This window comes from Kitasatospora sp. NPDC098652 (assembly GCF_044760155.1).
Taxonomy (GTDB): Bacteria; Actinomycetota; Actinomycetes; order Streptomycetales; family Streptomycetaceae; genus Kitasatospora.
The window spans coordinates 11,372-31,767 of the sequence record NZ_JBIWAQ010000010.1 but is presented as its reverse complement, the minus strand read 5'-3'; the positions used below and the strand labels follow the sequence as shown (position 1 = coordinate 31,767).

General features: G+C 71.9%; 19 protein-coding genes. 6 read left to right on the top strand and 13 right to left on the bottom strand.

From position 1 onward, the window contains the following. Window positions 1-23 precede the first annotated feature (23 nt). Window positions 24-1,508 (top strand): hypothetical protein, encoded by a 1,485-nt coding sequence (locus ACIQWA_RS21965; protein WP_402484837.1) that lies wholly within the window; start codon window positions 24-26, stop codon window positions 1,506-1,508. Then, window positions 1,505-2,296 carry an isocitrate lyase/phosphoenolpyruvate mutase family protein gene (locus ACIQWA_RS21960; protein WP_402484834.1) on the top strand — a complete coding sequence of 264 codons (792 nt, stop codon included), beginning with the start codon at window positions 1,505-1,507 and terminating at the stop codon, window positions 2,294-2,296. The genes ACIQWA_RS21965 and ACIQWA_RS21960 overlap by 4 nt, the downstream gene beginning before the upstream one ends. A gap of 50 nt (window positions 2,297-2,346) precedes the next feature. On the opposite strand, the gene ACIQWA_RS21955 is transcribed toward ACIQWA_RS21960, so the two are convergent. Further along, window positions 2,347-3,123, bottom strand: coding sequence for a TetR/AcrR family transcriptional regulator (locus ACIQWA_RS21955; RefSeq protein ID WP_402484831.1), 777 nt, complete (start codon window positions 3,121-3,123; stop codon window positions 2,347-2,349). A 285-nt stretch (window positions 3,124-3,408) separates the two neighbouring features. Here ACIQWA_RS21955 and ACIQWA_RS21950 point away from each other — a divergent pair, with 285 nt between their 5' ends. Then, on the top strand, window positions 3,409-4,944 hold the full coding sequence (locus ACIQWA_RS21950; protein WP_402484828.1) for an MFS transporter: 1,536 nt from the start codon (window positions 3,409-3,411) through the stop codon (window positions 4,942-4,944). A 125-nt stretch (window positions 4,945-5,069) separates the two neighbouring features. Next, window positions 5,070-5,789: a helix-turn-helix domain-containing protein gene (locus tag ACIQWA_RS21945; RefSeq protein ID WP_402484825.1), complete on the top strand. Its 720-nt coding sequence runs from the start codon at window positions 5,070-5,072 to the stop codon at window positions 5,787-5,789. A gap of 74 nt (window positions 5,790-5,863) precedes the next feature. Here ACIQWA_RS21945 and ACIQWA_RS21940 read toward each other — a convergent pair whose 3' ends face one another. Then, window positions 5,864-6,271 carry a VOC family protein gene (locus ACIQWA_RS21940; protein ID WP_402484822.1) on the bottom strand — a complete coding sequence of 136 codons (408 nt, stop codon included), beginning with the start codon at window positions 6,269-6,271 and terminating at the stop codon, window positions 5,864-5,866. 172 nt (window positions 6,272-6,443) lie between these two features. On the opposite strand from ACIQWA_RS21940, the gene ACIQWA_RS21935 reads away from it, so the two are divergent. Next, window positions 6,444-7,385, top strand: coding sequence for a molybdopterin-dependent oxidoreductase (locus ACIQWA_RS21935; protein WP_402484819.1), 942 nt, complete (start codon window positions 6,444-6,446; stop codon window positions 7,383-7,385). 128 nt (window positions 7,386-7,513) lie between these two features. Here ACIQWA_RS21935 and ACIQWA_RS21930 read toward each other — a convergent pair whose 3' ends face one another. Further along, the gene (locus ACIQWA_RS21930) at window positions 7,514-8,650 is read right to left on the bottom strand and encodes a metallophosphoesterase (protein WP_402484816.1); all 1,137 of its coding nucleotides are present in this window, start codon (window positions 8,648-8,650) and stop codon (window positions 7,514-7,516) included. A 362-nt stretch (window positions 8,651-9,012) separates the two neighbouring features. Then, a complete protein-coding gene (locus ACIQWA_RS21925; protein WP_402484814.1) occupies window positions 9,013-10,269 on the bottom strand; it encodes a phospholipase D-like domain-containing protein in 1,257 nt (418 codons plus the stop codon). Window positions 10,270-10,371: 102 nt separating this feature from the next. Here ACIQWA_RS21925 and ACIQWA_RS21920 point away from each other — a divergent pair, with 102 nt between their 5' ends. After that, on the top strand, window positions 10,372-12,003 hold the full coding sequence (locus tag ACIQWA_RS21920) for an Eco57I restriction-modification methylase domain-containing protein (RefSeq protein WP_402484811.1): 1,632 nt from the start codon (window positions 10,372-10,374) through the stop codon (window positions 12,001-12,003). A 99-nt stretch (window positions 12,004-12,102) separates the two neighbouring features. Here ACIQWA_RS21920 and ACIQWA_RS21915 read toward each other — a convergent pair whose 3' ends face one another. From ACIQWA_RS21915 to ACIQWA_RS21875, 9 genes are all read right to left on the bottom strand, one after another. Next, complete coding sequence (locus ACIQWA_RS21915; RefSeq protein WP_402484808.1) at window positions 12,103-12,489, bottom strand: hypothetical protein; 387 nt, start codon at window positions 12,487-12,489, stop codon at window positions 12,103-12,105. A 20-nt stretch (window positions 12,490-12,509) separates the two neighbouring features. After that, on the bottom strand, window positions 12,510-13,238 hold the full coding sequence (locus ACIQWA_RS21910) for a hypothetical protein (protein WP_402484806.1): 729 nt from the start codon (window positions 13,236-13,238) through the stop codon (window positions 12,510-12,512). A 386-nt stretch (window positions 13,239-13,624) separates the two neighbouring features. Beyond that, window positions 13,625-14,389 (bottom strand): maleylpyruvate isomerase family mycothiol-dependent enzyme, encoded by a 765-nt coding sequence (locus ACIQWA_RS21905; protein ID WP_402484803.1) that lies wholly within the window; start codon window positions 14,387-14,389, stop codon window positions 13,625-13,627. Between the two features lie 221 nt (window positions 14,390-14,610). Further along, the gene (locus ACIQWA_RS21900) at window positions 14,611-15,111 is read right to left on the bottom strand and encodes a GNAT family N-acetyltransferase (RefSeq protein WP_402484800.1); all 501 of its coding nucleotides are present in this window, start codon (window positions 15,109-15,111) and stop codon (window positions 14,611-14,613) included. Then, window positions 15,108-15,545 carry an arsenate reductase ArsC gene (locus tag ACIQWA_RS21895; RefSeq protein WP_402484798.1) on the bottom strand — a complete coding sequence of 146 codons (438 nt, stop codon included), beginning with the start codon at window positions 15,543-15,545 and terminating at the stop codon, window positions 15,108-15,110. Before ACIQWA_RS21895 ends, ACIQWA_RS21900 begins: the two co-directional genes overlap by 4 nt. Window positions 15,546-15,642: 97 nt before the next feature. Beyond that, window positions 15,643-16,017 (bottom strand): ArsR/SmtB family transcription factor, encoded by a 375-nt coding sequence (locus tag ACIQWA_RS21890; RefSeq protein ID WP_402484795.1) that lies wholly within the window; start codon window positions 16,015-16,017, stop codon window positions 15,643-15,645. Window positions 16,018-16,442: 425 nt separating this feature from the next. Further along, window positions 16,443-18,455 carry an FG-GAP-like repeat-containing protein gene (locus ACIQWA_RS21885; protein ID WP_402484793.1) on the bottom strand — a complete coding sequence of 671 codons (2,013 nt, stop codon included), beginning with the start codon at window positions 18,453-18,455 and terminating at the stop codon, window positions 16,443-16,445. Between the two features lie 194 nt (window positions 18,456-18,649). Further along, window positions 18,650-19,762 carry a transglycosylase family protein gene (locus ACIQWA_RS21880; RefSeq protein ID WP_402484790.1) on the bottom strand — a complete coding sequence of 371 codons (1,113 nt, stop codon included), beginning with the start codon at window positions 19,760-19,762 and terminating at the stop codon, window positions 18,650-18,652. Window positions 19,763-19,862: 100 nt separating this feature from the next. Beyond that, window positions 19,863-20,396, bottom strand: a 534-nt coding sequence (locus ACIQWA_RS21875) for an FG-GAP repeat domain-containing protein (protein ID WP_402484787.1), incomplete at its 5' end; no start/stop codon positions are given.

Here is a 20,396-nt window from a genome sequence, read left to right as displayed (position 1 = left end):
CGACTCGGGGCCACGATGACGGCATGAACGAAGTGATCTTCGCCCGATACGAGGACGTGACCGCGGCCCTGGCCGACCCGGCGCTGGTCCCGCCGCCCGCGACGCCCGGCCGGTACGGCACGGTGGCCTGGCTGCGGTCCGCCGTCGCCCGGTTCAGCGCGGGCGAGCCGCACGCCCGCCGCCGGGCACTCGTCCTCGCCGACCTGGCACGGCTCGACCAGGGCCTGCTGCGGACCCTGGCCGCGGGCGGCTACGAACCGGACGTACGGCTGCGGGTGGTGCGGGTGCTGGCGACGGCGCTGGGCCTGGCCGGGCCGGAGGCCGTCGCGCGGGACGTGAAGGCGGTCGCCCGGGCGTACTTCGACCCGGCGCCGGACGACCCGGAGGCGGACGCGGCGGTGGCCCGGCTGCTGCCCGCGATGGGCGACGCGGACGCGGAGACGGCGGCGAACCGGATCGGCCTGCTGGTGCAGGCCTGCGAGGCCACCGCGGCCCTGGTCGAGCACGCCCGGCGCGGTGGCGTCGAGCACGCCCTGCGCGGTGCCGAGCATCCCGGGCACGGTGCCGAGCATCCCGGGCACGGTGTCGAGCACGCCGGGCACGGTGTCGAGCACGCCGGGCACGGTGTCGAGCACGCCGGGCCTGGCGGGGTGCGGGACTTGGCCGCGGTGCTGCGCGAGGACCCGCCGGTCCGGGCGATGCGCCGGTTCGCGGCCCGGGCGACCGTGATCGGCGGGGTCGCCGTGCCGGCCGGGGCGCAGGTGCTGCTCGACCTGGACGCCGCCCGGGAGCCCGGCCGGGAGCCGCTGGCCTTCGGCGCCGAGCCCCGGCTCTGCCCGGGCCGCGCACACGCCCTGGTGATCGCCGAGGGCATCCTGTTCGGCGCCTCCGACCCGGCGGACGGCTCGCTGCCGCCCGTCGGGGAGCAGCTCGACCGGGCCGAACGGGAGCAGCTCGACCGGGCCGAACAGGACCAGCTCGACCGGGTCGAACCGGCCGCCCTGATCCCGGCGGCGGTCCGGCACGTGCTCGCCCTGGCGGAGACCTGGACCGCCTGGGACGGCCGACCGGTGGTCAACGCCGACGGCCGGACGTACACCCCGCACAAGGTGGTACGCCGGGTCGCCGACCACCTGGTCGACCACCTGGCGGAGGTGGAGGCCCGGCTGGTCGGCGCACCGACCGCCCCTGACCACTGGCACGCCTCGCTGGTCACCACCCCGGCCGACCTGGCGCCGTTCACCGTCGCCGACCTGGACGAGGCCCGCAGCCGGCTCACCCGGCTCGGCGCGATCTGGGCCCACCGGGTCGCCGCGCTGCCGAAGCGGCAGCTCGACGACTCGCCGGGGACGGGCTGGAGCATCCGGCAGATCGTCCGTCACCTCGCCGAGGGCACCGTCTACTACGCCGACTCGCTGGGCCCCATCGGCCCGGTCGGAGCCGCTCCGGCCGGACCCGTCACCACGACCGAGGAGCAGAGCCCGATGACCGAGGAGCAGACCCGATGACCGCCCCCGCCCCGCTGACCGCCTTCGCCGCCCTGCACCACCGCCCCGGCCGCCCGCTGCTGCTCCCGAACGCCTGGGACCACGCCTCGGCCGCCGCCCTGGCCGCCGCCGGCCACCCCGCGATCGGTACCACCAGCCTGGGCGTGGCGGCCGCCGCCGGACTGCCCGACGGCGCCGCCGCCACCCGCGCGGAGACCGTCCGGCTGGCCCGCCGGCTGGGCCGTGACGACTACCTGCTGAGCGTCGACGTGGAGTCCGGGTTCAGTGACGATCCGGCCGAAGTCGCCGCGCTGGCCGTTGAGTTGGCCGGGTTCGGGGCGGTCGGTATCAACCTGGAGGACGGCCGGCCGGACGGCACCCTGGCACCGGCCGAACTCCACGCGGCCAAGGTCGCCGCGGTGAAGGCCGCCGTGCCGGAGCTGTTCGTGAACGCCCGCACCGACACCTACTGGTGCGGGCACGACGCCCCGGAGCCGGAGACCGTACGACGGCTGGACGCGTACCGACGGGCGGGCGCGGACGGCGTGTTCGTGCCCGGGCTGAGCGAGCCGGCGGCGATCGCCGAGCTGGTCGGGCGGCTGTCCGTCCCGCTCAACGTCCTCTGGACGCCGACCGGTCCGAGCCTCGCCGAGCTGGCCGGGCTCGGGGTGGCCCGGGTCAGTACGGGCGGGCTGCTGTACCGCGCGGCGCTGGCGGCGGCGGTGGCGACGGCCGCCGCGGTGGCCTCGGGCGGGCCGGTCGGTCCGGTGCCCGGCTACGCCGAGGTCCAGGCGCTGAGCGGGAGTTGAGGGACCGTCGTGGCTGAGCCGAGCCCTGGCCCTCCGCCCCCCCGGGGGGCTCAGGGCTTGGCCCGCCGCGCCTCGATCCCGTCCAGGATCACGTTGAGGCCGCGCAGGAAGCTGCTGTCCCGGCCCGCCTCGACCTCTTCCGGCACCTGGACGGTGTACAGCCGGTGCAGGTGCGGGTACGGCCGGGTGGCTTCGACGACGGCGGGCAGCAGTCGGTCCATGAACTCCTGTTCGCCCTCCCCGTTCTTCGCGAGCGCGCTCAGCCAGGCGGCCTCCACGGTGGCGGTGCCGATGGTGTAGCCCATGACGACGCCCATCACGTCGTTGGCCTCGCCGAGTTCGAAGCCGGCCGCGTCCAGCAGGGCCAGCAGGGCCTCGGAGAGCCGCATCCAGTTGGGGCCGAGGTAGATCATCCCGACGTCACCGAGCACCCCGACCATCCACGGGTGGCGCACCACGGCCGCGCGCACGGCCTCGGTGCACTCGACGATGGCGGCGCGCCAGACCGCCGGGTCCTCGGCGTTCTCGGAACGGGCGAGCGGGAGTTCGCCGAAGACGTGGTCGACGACCAGGGCGAGCAGCTCCTCCTTGTTGGCCACGTGGGTGTAGAGGGAGGTCGCGCCGGCGTTGAGCCGGGCGCCGAGCTTGCGCATGCTCAGCGCCTCGATGCCGTCGGAGTCCAGCAGCGCGAAGGCCTCGGCGACGATCTGCTCGCGGCTGAGGGCCGGCTGGGTGCGCCGCTTCTGCGGGCGGTTCCACGGCGAGGCGATGCCGGGCTGCGCTGCGGTCCGGTGCTCCGGTGCGATGTCCTCCGACTTGGCCGTCATCAGGCCCTCCATTCCACGATTCCACTGGCCCCCTGGTCGGGGGCAGTTCGTCCAGCATAGGCCCCGGCGCCGAACACCGTACGGTCTTACGAACACTGTTCGGCGGACGCACGCCGTACGGCCTTGCGCACAGTGTTCGGTCTCCGTACAGTGTTCGGCGTAGCGCACACCGTTCGGCCGGAGACGGCGGACGAGGTGCGCCACGAGGACTACCGCGCGGCTGCCGCCGACGCGAGGACGTGCGCAGGGCTGCGGCCGAGGCGCCGAACCGAAGGGGGAAACGCGGTGGATCGTCACCCGCGTCGCTGGCTCATCCTGGTCGTGCTCTGCCTCAGCAGCCTGGTGCTGGTGGTCGACAACATGGTGCTCACGGTGTCCATCCCGCCGATCGCGGAGGACCTCGGGGCCGGGGCGCAGGACATCCAGTGGATCATCGATTCGTACATCCTGGTCTTCGCCGGCCTGCTGCTGACCTCGGGCAGCCTGTCCGACCGGTTCGGGCGACGAAAAGTGATGATCATCGGGCTGGCGCTGTTCGGCGCCGCCTCACTGGTCGCCTCCGTCGCCTCCAGCCCCGGTGAACTGATCGCCGGCCGGGTGCTGATGGGCGTCGGCGGGGCCCTCGTGATGCCGAGCACGCTCTCCATCCTGATCACCGTCTTCGACGACGAGGAGCGGCCCAAGGCGATCGCCGCCTGGAGCGCGGTGGCCATGATCGGCCTGGTCGGCGGCCCGGTGCTGGGCGGCGCGCTGATCGCCCACTTCTGGTGGGGCGCGGTGTTCCTGCTCAACGTCCCGGTGGCGGCGGTGGCCATCGTCGCGGCGATCGTCCTGATGCCCGAGTCCAAGGGCCCCTGGCGCAAGACCGACCTGCCCGGCATGGCGCTCTCGATGGTCGGCATGACCGCGCTGGTCTGGTCGATCATCGTCCTCCCCCGGGACGGCTTCGCCCACGTCAACACCCTCGGCTCGCTGGCCGTCGCGATCACCGCACTGGTCGGGTTCGGCATCCGCCAGGTCCGCACCGATTCGCCGATGGTCCCGCTCAAGCTGTTCCGCAACCGGGTCTTCACCGGCGCCAGCTTCTCCCTCGTCCTGCTCACCTTCGCCACCGGTGGCCTGATGCTGGTGCTCACCCAGTACCTGCAGTTCGTGCTGGAGTTCTCGCCCACCGACACCGGTCTGGCCTTCCTCCCGCTGGCCGTCGCCTCGCTCGCCTTCAACGTGATCGGCGCCGCGCTCGGCAAGAAGCTCGCCGCCCGGGTCGTGACCTCGATCGGCATGGTGGTCATCGCGGGCGGCTTCGGCCTGCTGGCCACCCTCTCGGTCGGCGACGGCTTCCCCAAGGTCGCCCTCGCCATGCTGGTCCTCGGCATCGGCGCCGGCCTGGGCATGCCGGCCGCCGCCAACGCGCTGATGGGGGCCATCCCCGCTGAGCACGCCGGTGTCGGCTCCGCGCTCAACGACACCATCCAGCAGTCCGGCGCCGCCCTGGGCGTGGCCATCCTCGGCACCGTGCTCTCCAGCACCTACACCGGCGCCATGCCCGCCGATGCCCCCGCTCCGGCCCGGCACGCCATCACCGACGCCCTCGCCCTCTCCGCCGGCAGCGGCGACGGCGCCCTGGCCCGGGTCGCCCGGGAGGCCTTCAACACCGCCACCTCCACCACCTTCACGGTCGGCGGGATCGCGGCCCTGGTCGCGGCGGCACTCACCCTGGTGCTGATGCGGGGCGGGCCGGCGGGCGGGTCGTCGGGTACGGCGGAGCCGGCTCCGGAGGGCGCCGGGGCTCCGGAGGCCGGCGCCGAGGTGGCGGCCTGACCGTACGGCCCTGCGAAGGGTCCCCGAAGGCCCCGCAGGTTCCCCGAAGGCCCCGACCGGTTCGCCGGTCGGGGCCTTCGGGCGTCCGGAACGCGCCGCCCGTGCGGCGCGCGTAGCCTTCGAACATGCCCACCGACTACGCGGAACGCGCGTCCAGGCTGCCCGGGGCGGTGCTGTGGACGAAGAGCGCCGACGCGGGTGCGGGCGCCGGTGGCGGTGGCGGTGGCCTGGTGCTGCCGGACGGCTGCATGGACCTGCTCTGGACCGAGGGCCGGCTGCTGGTCGCCGGACCGGACACCCGGGCGTTCCGGCCCGGACCGGAGCTGCCCGGCCCGTGGGCCGGCGTCCGCTTCCGGCCCGGCACCGGGCCGCTGCTGCTCGGCGTACCGGCCTCCGAACTACGGGACCGCCGGGTCGGGTTGGCGGACCTGCTGCCCGGCCCCGAGGTGCGCCGGCTGACCGAGCGGATCGACGCCGCCCCCGACCCGGCCGCCGCGCTGGAGGAACTGGCACTGCAGCTGGCCGCCGCGGCCCGGCCCGAGGACCCGCTGGTACGGGCGGTGGCCGGCGCGCTCGCGGCCGGGCGCAGCGTCGGGGAGACCGCCGAGGCCGTCGGGCTCGGCGCCCGGCAACTGCACCGCCGCTCACTGGCCGCCTTCGGCTACGGTCCCAAGACGCTGGCCCGGATCCTGCGGCTGCAGCGCGCCCTGCGGATGGCCCGGGCCGGCGTCCCGCTCGCCGACACGGCGGCCCGGACGGGCTACGCCGACCAGGCGCACCTGTCGCGCGACGTACGGGAGTTGGCGGGCGTGCGGGTGACGGACCTGCTGTCGGAGCGGCCGTAGTTCGGGTCCTGGTTCGGGCCTTGGAGCGGGCCCTGGTTCGAGCCCTGGCTTAGGCGTTGGAGCGGGCCCCGCAGTCAGCCCTGGAGCGGTGCGAGCAGGTCGACCCCGTTGCCGTCCGGGTCGCGCAGCGAGGCGTAGCGCTGGCCCCAGAAGGCGTCCCAGGGCTTGAGTTCGCCCTGGTACCCGGCCCCGGTCAGCTCCTGGTACACCGCGTCCACGTGCGCCGGGCTCTGGCAGCGGAAGACCAGGGCGGCCCGGGCACCGCCGGTCGGCGGCTGCCACTCCGGGTGGAAGGAGCGGATGGTCGATTCGGCGTCCAGGACCAGGAGGAGCCCGCCGGGCAGCTCGGCCTCGACGTGCGGCTCCTGCTCGGCGCCCTCGGGGAAGACCAGTCCCAGCCGCCGGTAGAAGGCGACCGAGGCGGCCATGTCGGCGACGGCGAGGCCGATGAACGCGAACTGTGGTGCGGATGTACTGTCCATGGCTTCACGGTAGGCGGCTCGCGGGGGCGGGGTCTTGAAGGAATCGGACGTCCCCGTCCCCTCGGGCCTGCCGAACGGCACCCCTCCTGGCCTGGGGCCCGCGCGACTCGTTGTCAGTCGCTCCTTGTACCGTCGATCCCGGAACAGTGACATCGGTACGGGGGTATGACGCATGTTCAGGACGGATCCGGAGACGCCCGACGCCTTCCGTACCCCGGTCGAGGAGGTCTTCATCCGCAACCACCTCGGCCGGCGACCGGAGCTCGACGCCGACAGCTGGTCGCTCACCGTCGAAGGCCTGGTGGAACGGCCCCTGCGGCTGGACTTCCAGGCCCTCCGGGGGCTGCCGCAGACCAGGTTCACCGCCGTCCACGAGTGCTTCGGCAATCCGTTGCAGCCGACGGTGCCGACCAGGGCCGTGACCAACCTGGAGTGGGAGGGCGTCCCGCTCGCCGAGGTGCTGGCGCTGGCCGGCCCGCGCCCGGAGGCCCGGCACGTCTGGCTGGAGGGCGCCGACCGGGGCGACTTCGCGGGGGAGAGCGACGTGAGCTTCCTCAAGGACCTCCCGCTGGAGCAGGCCCGCACCGAGGTGGTCCTCGCGCACCGGATGAACGGCGAACCGCTTCGCCCCGACCACGGGCACCCGGTGCGCGCGGTGGCGCCGCGGATGTTCGGCACCAACTCGGTCAAGTGGCTGACCAGGATCGTGCTGGCCGCCGAACGGCCCGAGCACCTCTTCACCACCCGCCTGTACACCCGGGTCCTGCCGGGGGAGAGCGAGGCCCGGCCGGTCCGCGAGAAGGACGTCAGCAGCAAGCTGCTCAGCCTCAGGGACGGCTCCACCGTGCCCGCCGGGGTCAGTGAACTGGCGGGCTACGCCTGGAGTTCCACCGAGGTGACGGCCGTCGAGGTCGCGGTGGACGACGCCGACTGGCAGCCCGCCGAACTGGACGGGCGCGGCCCGGACCCGAGTTGGCAGCGGTTCCGGCTCCGGCACGACCTCGCCCCGGGGGCGCACCGGATCCGCTGCCGGGCCACCGACTCCGCGGGGCGGGTCCAGCCGCTCACCGGTGACCGGAACGCCGTCCACGAGATAGCCGTCGTGGCGGTGTGACACCTGCCCGCTGTGACACCTGCTCGCCCTGGCACCTGCCCGCTGTGACACCTGCTCGCCCTGGCACCTGCCCGCTGTGACACATGCTCGCCCTGGCACCTGCCCGCTGTGACACCTCGTCGTGGCCGCTACCGGTCGGTGGGGGCCTCACCCGTGCGGAGGGTGAGGACGGTGATCTCGCTCGGGGCGAAGATCCGGAAGGGCGGGCCCCAGAAGCCGGTGCCGCGGCTGGTGTAGAGCCGGGTCCGCAGCCCGTGCAGGCTCAGGCCGTGCACCACGGGCTGGTCGATCCGGACGAGGAAGTTGAACGGCCAGATCTGGCCGCCGTGGGTGTGTCCGGAGATCTGCAGGTCGATGCCGGCGGCCGCGGCCTGCGGGACGTACTTGGGCTGGTGGGCGACGAGCAGCACGGGCAGCTCCGGGTCCGCCCCTGCGAGGGCGCCGGCCAGGTCGGTGCGGTGCCCGGCCAGGCCGGAGGACTCCGCGGTGACGTCGTCCACGCCGGCCAGCACCAGGGCGTCCCCACCGCGCTCCACCACGACGTGGCGGTTGTGCAGGGGTTCCCAGCCGAGGTCCGCCATGCGGTCCAGCCAGCCCTGGGCCTCCCCGCCGTACTCGTGGTTGCCCGTGACGTAGACCTTGGCCAGCCGGGCCCGGACGGCGCCGAGCGGCGCGGACTGCTCGCGGCGCTGGGCGGGGGTGCCGTCGGCGATGTCCCCGGCGTGGACCACCACGTCCGGGGCGAGGGCGTTGACCGCCTCGGTGACCCGCGCCGACCAGTCCGCCCGGTCGATCGGCCCGTAGTGGGTGTCGGCCAGCACCACGACCCTGGTCCCGTCCAGTCCACCGCCGAGCCGCGGCAGGTGGACGTCCAGCCGCTTCACCCGGGGCACCCGCATCGCCTCGTGGTGTCCCCAGGCCAGCAACCCGGCCGAGACCGCGGCCACCGCCGCGGCCACCGTCCTGGCCCGGTCGGCGCCGCCGAGGTCGAGCCCGCCCAGGACGAAGTTCACCAGGCCGCCCAGCACCGACCAGGTGAACAGGACCCACATCACCCCGAGGCTGGTGTCCCCGAGGCGCGCCGCCCGGTCGTTCCGCCGCGAGCCGTGGCCCGCGACCATCAGGAACGGGAAGGACACCAGCCAGGCGGCGAACACCGCCGTGCCCGCCAGGACCACCGGCAGCGGCCAGCCGGCCCCGGACCCGAGGAGCGTCCACCAGGGCGGCAGGCACAGCACCAGCAGGACGAACACCAGGACGGCCACCCGCCGGACCACCGACCGCCGGCCCGACCGCGGTTCCGACTGCTGCCGCCCCGACTGGGGCCGCCCCGACTGCTGCCGCCCCGACTGGGGCCGTGCCGGCACCGCCGCCGCGACCGCCCCGGGCTCCCCGCCGTCCACCCCGGGCTCCGTTCCCGACCCGCCGGATCCGCTGTCAGCCACTGCGTCGCCCCTCACGTCTGGACCCCCTGCTCCTCCCCATCATCCGCCACCCACCGCCCCGGAAGCCCCGGACGGTCCAGCCCCCGGAGCCCCGCACCCTCCGGGCGATGCCTCCGACCCGTCGGAACAGCGAAGCCCGGACCGTGGAAACGGTCCGGGCCTTCGCGAAGCCGGAGCGTTGATCAGACCAGGTAGTTCCCGCGAGGCGCCTGCGAGATCACCAGGTTGTACTCGCCGCCGGTCGTGCGTTCCAGGCTTATGTGCAGCCCGACGTAGCTGGTCCCCCGCAGCTCCGGTCCCAGGACGCCCCAATGGAGCACCGTGGGCACGTTTCCTTGCCCGGAGATCCTCTTGGGGTCGTGGCTGAGCCTGAGCTCCTGGATTCCGTGGTCCGTGCCGTCGATCCAGGTGCGGAACCCGACGAAGACCTCCTGCTCCGTGTCCTTGCCCTCGGTCGGCGTCCACGGCAGGCCGCCGAAGAAGTCGTCGCGGAAGTAGTGCTTGTGGTCTATCGGGGCGCTCTCCTGGCTCAGGCGCAGGTTGCCGGTCGGATTGCTCGCCGCGGACTTCACCTGCTGCGCCGCGGTGTTGTCGAGCTCCTTGATCCAACGCCGCTGAACGTCCGCGGTCGGGAAGGGGGCTGGTCCCGCCAGCGCCGGCGCCTTCACCGTCGTGGGCGTCCCGGATGCGCCCGTCGCCTTGGTCGTGGCCTTCTTCGTCGCCGTCGCGCCGGGAGCGGGCGCGAGCGGGGCGATCTTGGAGCTCAGGCCCGGCAGCTTCCTCAGGCCGGCCGGCACCGGCTTGAACAGGCCGTTGATCGTCGTCACGGTCGCGCTGTCGCTGTCCTCCGGCGTGTCCGACTTCTTCTTCTGCACGCGCCGCGCTCGGGACTCGGAACCGATGACGATGTCCCCGCTGTTCTCCAGGGCCGTGATCAGATCCGCCGTCAGGGGACTGCACGACGTCGTCTCGGCTATCAGGCCGTCGAACCACGCCGACACCTGGTCCGTGACGTCGTTGCCTTCGCCGGCGTCCCAGTCCACCCACATCGAAGCCTCGTAGTTCCAGCCGAGCCCGCCGGCCGTGAGGTTGCTCGAACCGACGAGCAGCGAGCGTTGGCCGGGTGAGGAGGCGAAGTAGACCTTGGGGTGGAAGGTGCGTCGCGGGTCGTGGAAGACGTAGCCCTCGTCGGCGACCTGGAGGGCGAGCTCCAGTCCCTCCCTGGTGGCACCGCCCTCGCTGACTCCCAGGATCAGCAGCACCTTGCCGCCCTGCTTCCGGAACTCCTCGAGCGCGTCCCAGACCCGCCCGAGGCCGGACCGCTTGGCCCAGGCCACTGCGATCCTGAGTTCGTCGAACCCGTCGTCCCTCGCGTGCTCGATGAAGTCCACCAGGTTCGGGTGGTCGGCGAAGGGCTGCCCGACGAAGCGAGTTTTCATGCCCCTCAGGTTCCCACAGGGGCTATTGCGCGCCCGGAGACGGTGGGGTGGAGGCGTGGGGTAGAGTCACTGCTTCAGTAACTGAAGTAGAAGTGGATTTCGATGCGGACACGGGACGAAGTAAGCGCCGACAAGCTGCGTGGAGGGTTCTACTCGCCCGATGTCCTCGTCGAGCTCTGCATCCGCCGGTCCGCCGAACTGCTTGACGGTCGGTCGGAGCTCCGAGTGCTCGAACCGTCCGCCGGGGACGGCGCCTTCCTCCGGGGGATCGGGCGCAGTGACATCGCCCGCCGCGTCCGGACGGTCGAGGCCGTCGAGATCTTCGCCGAGGAGGCCGCCAAGGCGGCCGAGGCGTTGGAATCGACAGGCTTGCCGGGCCGCGTGGTCAACCAGAATGTGCTCCAGTGGTCGCAGGGGCGCGACTCCGACTTCGACTGGGTGCTGGCCAATCCACCCTACGTGCGGTTCCAGTTCATCTCGGACGGGGACAAGCAGCGCGCCAAGGAGATCAGTTCCGGGCTGGGTACGGCGGGGACCTCCGTGTCGAACCTCTGGATTCCCGTCTTCCTGCTGGCGCTCTCGAAGCTGCAGGACGGCGGTGTCTTCTCCGTCATCCTCCCGACCGAGTTCCTGACCGGCATCTCGGCGAACGCTGTCCGCAACTGGCTCCTGGCCAACACGACCGACCTCGTCATCGACCTCTTCCAGCCGGGCTCGTTCCCCTCGGTCCTGCAGGAGGTCCTGATCCTCAGCGGCCGCACGTCGAAGGGGCCCACCACCCCTTCGACCATCCAGTTCCACGACCACAACGGCGGCATCCGATCCTGGTCGCACACGGTCGCACCGGGTGCAGGTACGTGGACCAACTACCTGTTGTCGCCCGAGCAGAACGACGCCCTGACCGCCGTCCGGTCGATCTCCACGGTGAAGTCGCTCAGCAACGTCGCACGGTTCAGTGTCTCGACCGTGACGGGCGCGAACGGCTACTTCTGCGTCGATTCCGAGCAGATCAAGGCGTACGCCCTCGAGGAGTGGGCGATCCCGCTGCTCCCGCGGTCGCGCCACGCCGAGGGGCTGGTCTTCACCAGCGAGGAGCAGCAGGCTCTGGCCGACGCCGGCCAGCCTGCCTGGCTCCTGAGCTTCGCAGCGACCAAGTCCTCGCCGGAGGCTCACAAGTCGGCGCGGCAGTACCTCGACGAGGGCGTCGGCCAGGAGATCGACCAGCGCTTCAAGTGCCGCGTGCGCACGCCCTGGTACCGGGTGCCGGTCGTGCCTGCCGGTGACCTGTTGCTGTCCAAGCGGTCCAACCGCTACCCGCGCGTGATCTCCAACCACGCGAAGGTCGTCACGACCGACACCATCTACAAGGGGCAGATCCTCGCGGGAGCGCCGATCACGGCAGACGACTTCACCGCGGCGTTCCACAACTCGCTCACGATGCTGTCTGCGGAAGTCGAGGGGCGAAGCTTCGGCGGCGGCGTGCTCGAACTCGTGCCCAGCGAGGTCAGCGCGTTGCAGGTTCCCATTGTCCCCGGAGCTGCTTCCGAGTTGGCGAAGCTCGACGAGATCTCCCGGGCCTCCGATGACCCGGAGGCCCTGATCGAAGCCACCGACGAGGCGCTCATCCGGCTCATCCCGGAGCTCGACGCGCCGACGATGAGCGCCTTGAGCGATGCACGGCACACGTTGATGGATCGCCGGCTGCAGCGCACCCAGTCGAAGTTCTACGGCTGAGCCCTCGGCCTGCGGGGGCCGGAGCCCGGAGCCCGTCCGTCCTCGCTCGGGATCAGCGCCGTGCACGCCGAGCGCTGAATCCTGGCGGGCGACGCCCCGTCAGTCGCTTGCCAGGGGCGCGAACATCAGGTCATAGCCGAACTCGTCGTTGCCGGCCATGAACATGAGTCGCACGGTCAGTGATCCCGCCTCCGGCGGCAGGCCGGGCCGTCCCGAGATGGTCCCCGAGGTCCGGCTACCGTCCGGGCTGAGGCCGTGGGCGCCACCGACGTCGTCGTAGCGGTTTCCGAGGTCGTCGACGGCTTCCAGCCACATGAACACCGGGGTACCGGACGGGGAGGCGGTTTCGAGGTCGTCGGGCAGCGGCGGCGTGATCGAGTAGTCCAGGGTGAAGGACTCCTCGAACCTCGACAGCGAATGGACCGTCAGTTCGTGGCGGCCGGACATGATGGAAATCCGCCGGACCGCACCGCTGTTGTCGCTCATGGCCGCCGTCTCCCGGGGTGTCAGGCGCTGCCGGGCCTCGGGACCCGGCAGGTGATGTAGCGGTCGGCCGCCGTGCCGGGCTTCGACCCCTTGAGGAACCAGTAGAACGTGACCTTGTCGCCGGTCTGGATGCTGCCGCCGCCACCACCGATGAACTGGAAGCGGTTGAGACTGCCGTGGTAGTTGTACCAGTTGGGCTCGGTGTGCGGGTGGTACGGCGGGTTGACGGCCTTGCCGTTGACGTACGAGAACGGCATCGTTACGGTCACCACCGGGCCGAGTGCGGACTTGGCCGCGTTGGAAAGCTTGAAGCTCCACGCGAGCGTTCCGCCCGAGGCGCGCTGGAACTGCACCGTTGAGACCGGATGCGTCCACGTGCCGCTGCACATCGTGTTGGCCGGAGTCCGCGCGTGCACCACGGCCGCCCGGGCCGCCGCGACCTCCACGTCCGGGTCGGACACGCCCGGGTCGGACACGCCCGGTGCGGCGGGCACGGAGTCATCGGAACCGTCGAGTGAGTCGGGCGTGAGCTCGTCGAACATCACCGGATCGTCGGGCGCCACCTCCGCGCCCGGTCCACTTCCGTCGGCAGGGTCCGGCACGGTCACGGCAGTGAGGAACCCGCCGCCGTTGGCGTCATCGGACGCGTCAGCCGCTCCGGCCGGTACTGCGCCGGTGACGACGAGAAGGCCTGCAGTCGCCGCGCTGACCAGCAGGGCGGCGATCCTGTACCCGGTACGAGATGACACGGAACTTCCTCTGCTGCTGCGGGCCGCCGCAGAACGGGGCCGGTCAGGGTGGCGGCGCTGTGGCCAGTGCCATGGAGGTACTGCGCGGCCGGACGAGGCTGGACACCACTCTCCGGCGCGCTGATGCCAGGTCAGTTTGCGTGAAGAACCATGAGGTTTGCATGAGGCGGATTCCCTTTGCGCACAACGGACATGGGGCAGACGCAGCCGGATCGGTCGCGGGCGAGGAGCCACCACGGGACGACGAAGGCCAGGACCGTCGAGACGGTCCTGGCCTTCGTTTCGCCCTGGCGGGCGGAGGCGGAGGATACGAGCTTGGAACTCGTGCGGGGTTGCCCCCCACGTAGGCCCGGTCGAAGGACCTCCTCCGGCGATGCTCTGCAGCCTCAGCCCCCGTTCTGCAGCCGCTGGAGCAGGTCGGCGTCGCCCTCCATCCGCAGCGAGTCGTTCGGGATGCGCATGTACATGAGCAGGGCCATCTCGCTCGGCGTGCCGTAGATGGCGGCGGTGGGCTTGTTCTCGGCGGCCTCCGCCGCGGTGAGGCGGGTGAAGCGGGAACCGGCGGCGTCCACCGTCTGGCGCCAGGAGCCGGCCTCGGCTGCGTGGTAGTCCATGGTGGCGGGCTCGCCCGGCCACGGGACCGTGACGGTGCAGACGGTGGCGAGGAACTCCTCGATGGCGTCGACCGCCTCGGTCGTCGGCAGCTCCTGCGGGGTACCGGAGGCCAGCTGGGCGTCGTAGGTGTGGATCATCGACTCCGGGACGCGGCGGCGGGCCACGGCGGCCACCGTGTGCGGCGAGGCCAGCGGCTCCCACCAGGCCCAGCAGCCCCGGTCCGGGCCGGCCTCGCGCAGAGCAGTGAGCAGCTGCTCCGTCGAGTCGGCCAGCCAGGCTATGAGGGCCTCGCGCTCCCTGGGCGCCGCCAGCCCGTCCTTGCTCGGCCGCTCGTCGCCCGGCGCGGTGTTCAGCACGATGTGGGCCCAGAAGCGGTCCCCCTCGCTGAGGTGGTTCGCCAGGTCGTACAGCGTCCAGCCCGGGCAGGACGGGACGTCGGCGTCGAGGCTGGGGGCGGCGGCGACGGCCGCGCGGAACGCGGCGGACCGCTCGTCAATCATCCGCAGCAGCGTGGGGAAGTGGAGTTGCTCAGTCACGCAGACCTTGTATCACCCGAACCGGAACTCTCGCACTCGATTTGTCGGCCCGCTCCTCGCCGTCCAAGTGCGCCATCGCGTAGTCGTACGCCTCCGGGTGCCGGGCCGGCCGCGTGCGTGGTGACGCTCGGCGGGCCGACAAATCCCAAACAGGACAGTCGAGACGTCAGTCAGTCGGTGGGTCAGACCCGCCGGCAGCGTCACCACGAACATCATCACTGTCAGTCGACGTTGGGGCTGCGACGTTCAACGAGGGTGACGTCCCGCCAGATGCCGCGGTGGCGGCCGATGCGTTCGCGGGTGCCGATGACGCGGAAGCCGGCGCGGGCGTGGAGGGCCAGGCTGGCGGTGTTCTCGGGGAAGATGCCGGACTGGATGGTCCAGATCCCGGCGGCCTCGGTCGAGGCGATCAGTGCGTCGAGGAGCGCGGCGCCGACTCCTCGCCCGCGCGCGCCGGGGTGGACGTAGACGGAGTGCTCGACGACGCCCGCGTAGGCGCACCGGTCGGAGACGGCGGTGACGGCGGCCCAGCCGAGGACCCGGTTGTCGGTGTCGAGGGCGACCAGGCGGTGGTCGGGAAGCTTGGCGTTGTCGAAGGAGGCCCAGGTCGGGGCGGTGGTCTCGAAGGTGGCGTTGCCCTCGTCGATGCCATGTCGGTAGATGGCCAGGACCTGGTCGGCGTGCTCGGGCGCCATGGCGGCGACGCGTACGGCCCCGCTCATCCGGCGGTCTCGACGCCGAGGTCGGTGAGCAGGCCGCGGATGCGCCGCTCGATCTCGTCGCGGATCGGGCGGACGGCGTCGACGCCCTGGCCGGCCGGGTCGTCGAGCTTCCAGTCCAGGTACCGCTTGCCCGGGAAGTACGGGCAGGCGTCGCCGCACCCCATGGTGATCACCACGTCGGACGCCTGGACGGCCTCGGTGGTGAGCACCTTCGGGGTCTCGGCGGAGATGTCGATCCCGACCTCGGCCAGGGCCTCGACCACGGCCGGGTTCACGGCGTCGGCCGGGGCGGAGCCGGCCGAGCGGACCTCGACCCGGTCGCCGCCGAGGCGGGCGAGGAATGCGGCGGCCATCTGGGAACGGCCGGCGTTGTGCACGCAGACGAACAGCACGGACGGAACGGACGGGACGGCGGGAACGGCGGGAGTGCTCACGAGGGGCCCTTCGGGCGTACGGGGCAAGGGCGGTGGGGTCAGCGGGCGGCCGGGGCCGGACGGCGGTCACCGTCGCCCGGGGCCGACGACACCCCGGTCATCCGGACTCCCCGGTGGGGGCCTGGAGCAGGGAGGACAGCTTGGCCAGCGCGGCGGGCAGCACCCAGTAGTAGACCCAGGTCCCCCGGCGCTCGGAACCGACCAGCCCGGCCTCGCGCAGCACCTTGAGGTGGTGCGAGATCGTCGGCTGGGAGACGTCGAACGGCCCGGTCAGGTCGCAGACGCACGCCTCGCCGCCCTCGTGCGAGGCGATCAGCGACAGCAGCCGCAGACGCACCGGGTCGGAGAGCGCCTTGAACGCCTTCGCCAGGTCGACGGCGGCCGCCTCACCCAGCGGCTCGCGGACGATCGGCGAGCAGCACGCGACCGCCGCCTCGTCCTGGTCGAGCACCTTCAGCTCCAGATTCGACATACGTCTATGTTGACGCTCATCTAATCCGGCGGCAAGCTCTGGACACGACCCAGAGCCCGGCCGAGGCGAAGGCCGCTGCAGGATGCTCCTGCGGGAGCTGGAAACCAGGGCACAAAGAAGGCCCCGACCGGGAAACCGGTCGGGGCCTTCAACTGCCTTGCTGGGCAAAGGCGGAGGATACGAGATTCGAACTTGTGAGGGGTTGCCCCCAACGTGCCTTCCAGATGTTCGTCCGACGGTTCGGGGGCGGTCACGGGCCTCCTGACCTGCGGTGAGGTGGCCTACTGTGCGTGCGCTGAACGGCGACGGGCGGGGGTGAATGCAACCGAAGCTGCAACCACGGGGTGGCGTCGGCTTCCTCCTGGTCACGGCCTTGATCGCCGCGCTCCTGCAGGGCCCCGAGGCCTCACCCGGAGGGAGGCTGCCTACCAGCCGCCGGTGAGTCGTAGGGGGCGGGTGAAGGAGGCGTTGCCGACGTTGTCCCACTCGTCGAGATCGCCTGTGCTGTCGTTGCGGGCGATGAGGTCGGCGGCGCCGGTGCCACGGAACCTGCCGGCGGTGGTCTGGGAGAACGGGGCCCAGCCGGCGGTGACCGCCGTCCTCGCGCCGAAGGTGCCGTCGCCGTTGCCGGGCCAGCGGTAGAGCGTGCCGGTGGAGTCGTCGCGGGCGATGAGGTCGGCGTGGCCCGTGCCGCGGAAGTCGGCGGCGGTGGTCTGGGTGAAGTTCCAGCCGCCGGTGAGCAGGATGCGGCTGCCGAAGGTGCCGTCGCCGTTGCCGGGCCAGCGGTAGAGGTTGCCGTTGGAGTCGGCCGCGATCAGGTCGGCGCGGCCTGTACCGGTGAGGTCGGCGGCGGTGGTCTGGGTGTAGTTCCAGCCGCTGGTCAGCAGCTTCCTGGTGCTGAAGGCACCGCCCGCGTTGCCGCTCCAGAGGTAGAGGTTGCCGGAGGAGTCCTTGGCGACCAGGTCGGCGATGCCGTCGCCGGTGAGGTCCGCGGCGGTGGTCTGGGTGTAGTTCCAGCCGCCGGTGAGCAGGATGCGGCTGCCGAAGGTGCCGTCGCCGTTGCCGGGCCAGCGGTAGAGGTTGCCGGAGGTGTCCCGGGCGATGAGGTCGGCGTGTCCGGTGCCCCGGAAGTCGCCGGCCACCTGCTGCGAGAAGTTCAGGGGGACGGAGGACGCCGCCGGCGGGGCGGCGACGGTGTTCGCCAGGACCTGGTTGCCGTTGTCGTTGAGATGCAGCTGGTCGTCACCCCGGTTGTAGTACCCGGCGAAGAGGTGGCCGGGTGCCAGCGGATCGCGGGTGGCCTGGTCGAAGTCGAGGTAGTGGTCGATGTCGGAGGTGCTGCGGATGTAGGCGTTGACGCACTGCCGGACGTTGTCCTTGGCCGCCGAGTACATGCTGTTGCCCTCGAAGGGCGGGATGGTGGCGACGCTGAAGCTGAGTCCCTTGGCGTGTGCCCGGGCGGACAGTTGCTGGATCCCGGCTTCCAGGGCGGCGTCCGTCGCGCCGTCGAGCGATATGTCGTTGATGCCCTCGTAGAGGATCACGGAGCGGGCGTTGGGCTGGGCCAGTACGTCGCGGTCGAACCGGGTGAGGGCGCTGGCCCCGTAGCCGGGCTTCTGCCCGGGCGCATCGGTGAGCAGGCGGTTGCCCGAGAGCCCCTCGTTGACCACGCCCATCGGGTTCGGCTGGGCCTGGAGTGCCCTGCCGTAGTCGTCGACCCAGCGGCGGTTGGTGTCGGCCGTGGTGTGGCCTTCGTCGGTCTGCGAGTCCCCGATGGCCACGACCGTTCCGCCGCTGCCGCCTGCCGTGACGTCGAGTCCGCTCAGGTAGGCCCAGTGGTAGTAGGAGGTGGTGAAGCCGGTGCTGCCGGCCCCTGCGGCGTGGTCGGTGCTGTCGCCGGGTGCGCTGGTGTACGAGGTGGTGAGGGCGTCCGGGTGGTAGGGCGCAGAACTGACCGGATCCGGCAGGTAGATACTGACCAGGAGGTTCTCGTCGGCGGTGACCGGGAAAGCGGCCTGGTCGCTGTAGACGTCACCGGCCGCCGGGATGACGGTCTGTTGGCTGCCGCCGAAGGTCAGCGTGACGGGCGTGGCCGCCGGGGTCGCGCCCGAGCCCTGGACGGCGATCGTCGCGTGGCCGATGGTGACCGGAGCCGAGCTGAAGGTGTTCGCCAGGTGGATCCGGGCGCTGTTGCCCGCGATGCTGCTGTGCACGACCATCCGCAGGGTCTGCTGGCCTGCAACGCCGGACTGCGCGGCCGGTCCGGCGTTGCTCAGGGCGGTGCCCCAGCTGCCCGTCCACGGCGAAGTCGCCGGGCTGGGGCGGCTGGTGGCCGCCAGCGGCGTCGGGTAGGCCGCGCAGCCGGTGGTGTCGGCGAGTGCCGGCGCAGCGGCCGCGAAAGGGGCCGTGACGAGTCCACAGCACAGGGCCGTGGCCACTGCTGCTGCTCGACCTACCGCGGTGCGCGGACGTTTCTGCGTGGCTCTGATGCCGCGTTTCATCGGCCTGACTCCTTCGTGCTGGGCCCGCTGCTGGGCCTGCTGTTGGGCCTGTTGCTGGGCCTGGTGTTGGTCCTGGTGCCGGGCGTGCTGGTCCGGGTCGTGCCGCGCTTGCCGGCCGGTGGGGAGGGCGACTACCAGCCGGTGGTGAGGGCGACGGGGGCGGCGAAGTGGCCGGTGCCGTTGCCGGCCCAGCGGTAGAGGGTGCCGGTGGTGTCGTCGCGGGCGACGAGGTCGGCGTGGCCGCTGCCGGTGAAGTCACCTGCGATGGTCTGGCTGTAGCTCCAGCCGTCGGTGAGCTTGACGGGTGTGCTGAACGTGCCGCCGGCGTTGCCGGTCCAGAGGTAGAGGTTGCCGGCGGAGTCCTTGGCGACCAGGTCGGCTATGCCGTCGCCGGTGAAGTCGGCGGCGGTGGTCTGGGTGTAGTTCCAGCCGCTGGTCAGCAGCTTCTTGGCGCCGAAGGTGCCGTCGCCGTTGCCGGGCCACTGGTAGAGGTTGCCGGTGGAGTCCCGGGCGATCAGGTCGGCGTGTCCGGTGCCCCGGAAGTTGCCGGCCACCATCTGGGTGTAGTTCCAGCCGCCGGTCAGGAGCTTCTTGGCGCTGAACGTGCCGCCGGCGTTGCCGGTCCAGAGGTAGAGGTTGCCGGAGGCGTCGTTGGCGATGAGGTCGGTGAGTCCGTCGCCGGTGAAGTCGGCGGTGGCGGTCTGGGTGTAGTTCCAGCCGCTGGTGAGCTGCTTCTTGGTGCTGAAGCCCGCGCCCTTGTTGCCCGTCCAGACGAAGAAGTTGCCTGCGGAGTCCTTGGCGAACAGGTCGGAGACCTTGTCGCCGTTGTAGTCCCCGGCTGTTGTCGAGGAGTAGTTCAGCGTCGTCGACGGGAACGGGCTCTGCCTGTCCGTGCCGAGGCCGTTCGAGGCGCCGCACTGCGGCCATGCGGCGGGGCCCTGTGCGGCCAGGACCTTTTCGGCGATCATGATCTGCTGGTTCTCGGTGGCCTGGTGGGGATAGGCGGCGTACTGCTGGCCCCCGTAGGCGTTCCAGGTGCTGAGGTCGAACTGCAGGCCGCCGTAGTAGCCGTTGCCGGTGTTGATGCTCCAGTCACCGCTGCTCTCGCACTGGGCGACCTTCTCCCAGGTGCTGACGGAGGCGGCGGCGGCGCTGCCGGCGCCGGCCAGCGAGGCGACCAGGGCGGTGCAGGCGGCGGCGGCCAGGGCCAGGGCGTGACGGTTCTTACGGTTGGTGAGGCGCATGGGACTTCCGATCGTGGTGAGGGCGTGAGGGGGAGTCGGGCAGCCGGTGTCCCGCACGGGGCGTCAGTGCGGGACACCGGGGCGAGCGGCGGGGCAGGTGCTACCAGCCGGTGGTGACCTGGACCTTGGCCGCGAAGCCGCCGCTGCCGTTGCCGGCCCAGCGGTAGAGGGTGCCGGTGGTGTCGTCGCGGGCGATCAGGTCGGCGTGGCCGCTGCCGGTGAAGTCACCCGCGGTGGTCTGGGTGAAGTCCCAGCCGCTGGTCAGCAGCTTCTTGGTGCTGAACGTGCCGCCGGCGTTGCCGCTCCAGAGGTAGAGGTTGCCGGAGGAGTCCCGGGCGACCAGGTCGGCTATGCCGTCGCCGGTGAAGTCGGCGGCGGTGGTCTGGGTGTAGTTCCAGCCGCCGGTCAGCAGCTTCTTGGCGCCGAAGGTGCCGTCGCCGTTGCCGGGCCACAGGTAGAGGTTGCCGGAGGCGTCCTGGGCGATGAGGTCGGCGTGTCCGGTGCCCCGGAAGTCGCTGGCCACGGTCTGGGTGTAGTTCCAGCCGCTGGTCAGCAGCTTCTTGGTGCTGAACGTGCCGCCGGCGTTGCCGCTCCAGAGGTAGAGGTTGCCGGAGGAGTCCCGGGCGACCAGGTC

Bases quoted from the DNA above. Each gene is read 5' to 3' on its own strand.
- ACIQWA_RS21965 (WP_402484837.1), top strand. From the start codon at position 24: ATGAACGAAGTGATCTTCGCCCGATACGAGGACGTGACCGCGGCCCTG.
- ACIQWA_RS21960 (WP_402484834.1), top strand. From the start codon at position 1,505: ATGACCGCCCCCGCCCCGCTGACCGCCTTCGCCGCCCTGCACCACCGC.
- ACIQWA_RS21955 (WP_402484831.1), bottom strand. From the start codon at position 3,123: ATGACGGCCAAGTCGGAGGACATCGCACCGGAGCACCGGACCGCAGCG.
- ACIQWA_RS21945 (WP_402484825.1), top strand. From the start codon at position 5,070: ATGCCCACCGACTACGCGGAACGCGCGTCCAGGCTGCCCGGGGCGGTG.
- ACIQWA_RS21940 (WP_402484822.1), bottom strand. From the start codon at position 6,271: ATGGACAGTACATCCGCACCACAGTTCGCGTTCATCGGCCTCGCCGTC.
- ACIQWA_RS21935 (WP_402484819.1), top strand. From the start codon at position 6,444: ATGTTCAGGACGGATCCGGAGACGCCCGACGCCTTCCGTACCCCGGTC.
- ACIQWA_RS21925 (WP_402484814.1), bottom strand. From the start codon at position 10,269: ATGAAAACTCGCTTCGTCGGGCAGCCCTTCGCCGACCACCCGAACCTG.
- ACIQWA_RS21920 (WP_402484811.1), top strand. From the start codon at position 10,372: ATGCGGACACGGGACGAAGTAAGCGCCGACAAGCTGCGTGGAGGGTTC.
- ACIQWA_RS21915 (WP_402484808.1), bottom strand. From the start codon at position 12,489: ATGAGCGACAACAGCGGTGCGGTCCGGCGGATTTCCATCATGTCCGGC.
- ACIQWA_RS21900 (WP_402484800.1), bottom strand. From the start codon at position 15,111: ATGAGCGGGGCCGTACGCGTCGCCGCCATGGCGCCCGAGCACGCCGAC.
- ACIQWA_RS21890 (WP_402484795.1), bottom strand. From the start codon at position 16,017: ATGTCGAATCTGGAGCTGAAGGTGCTCGACCAGGACGAGGCGGCGGTC.
- ACIQWA_RS21880 (WP_402484790.1), bottom strand. From the start codon at position 19,762: ATGCGCCTCACCAACCGTAAGAACCGTCACGCCCTGGCCCTGGCCGCC.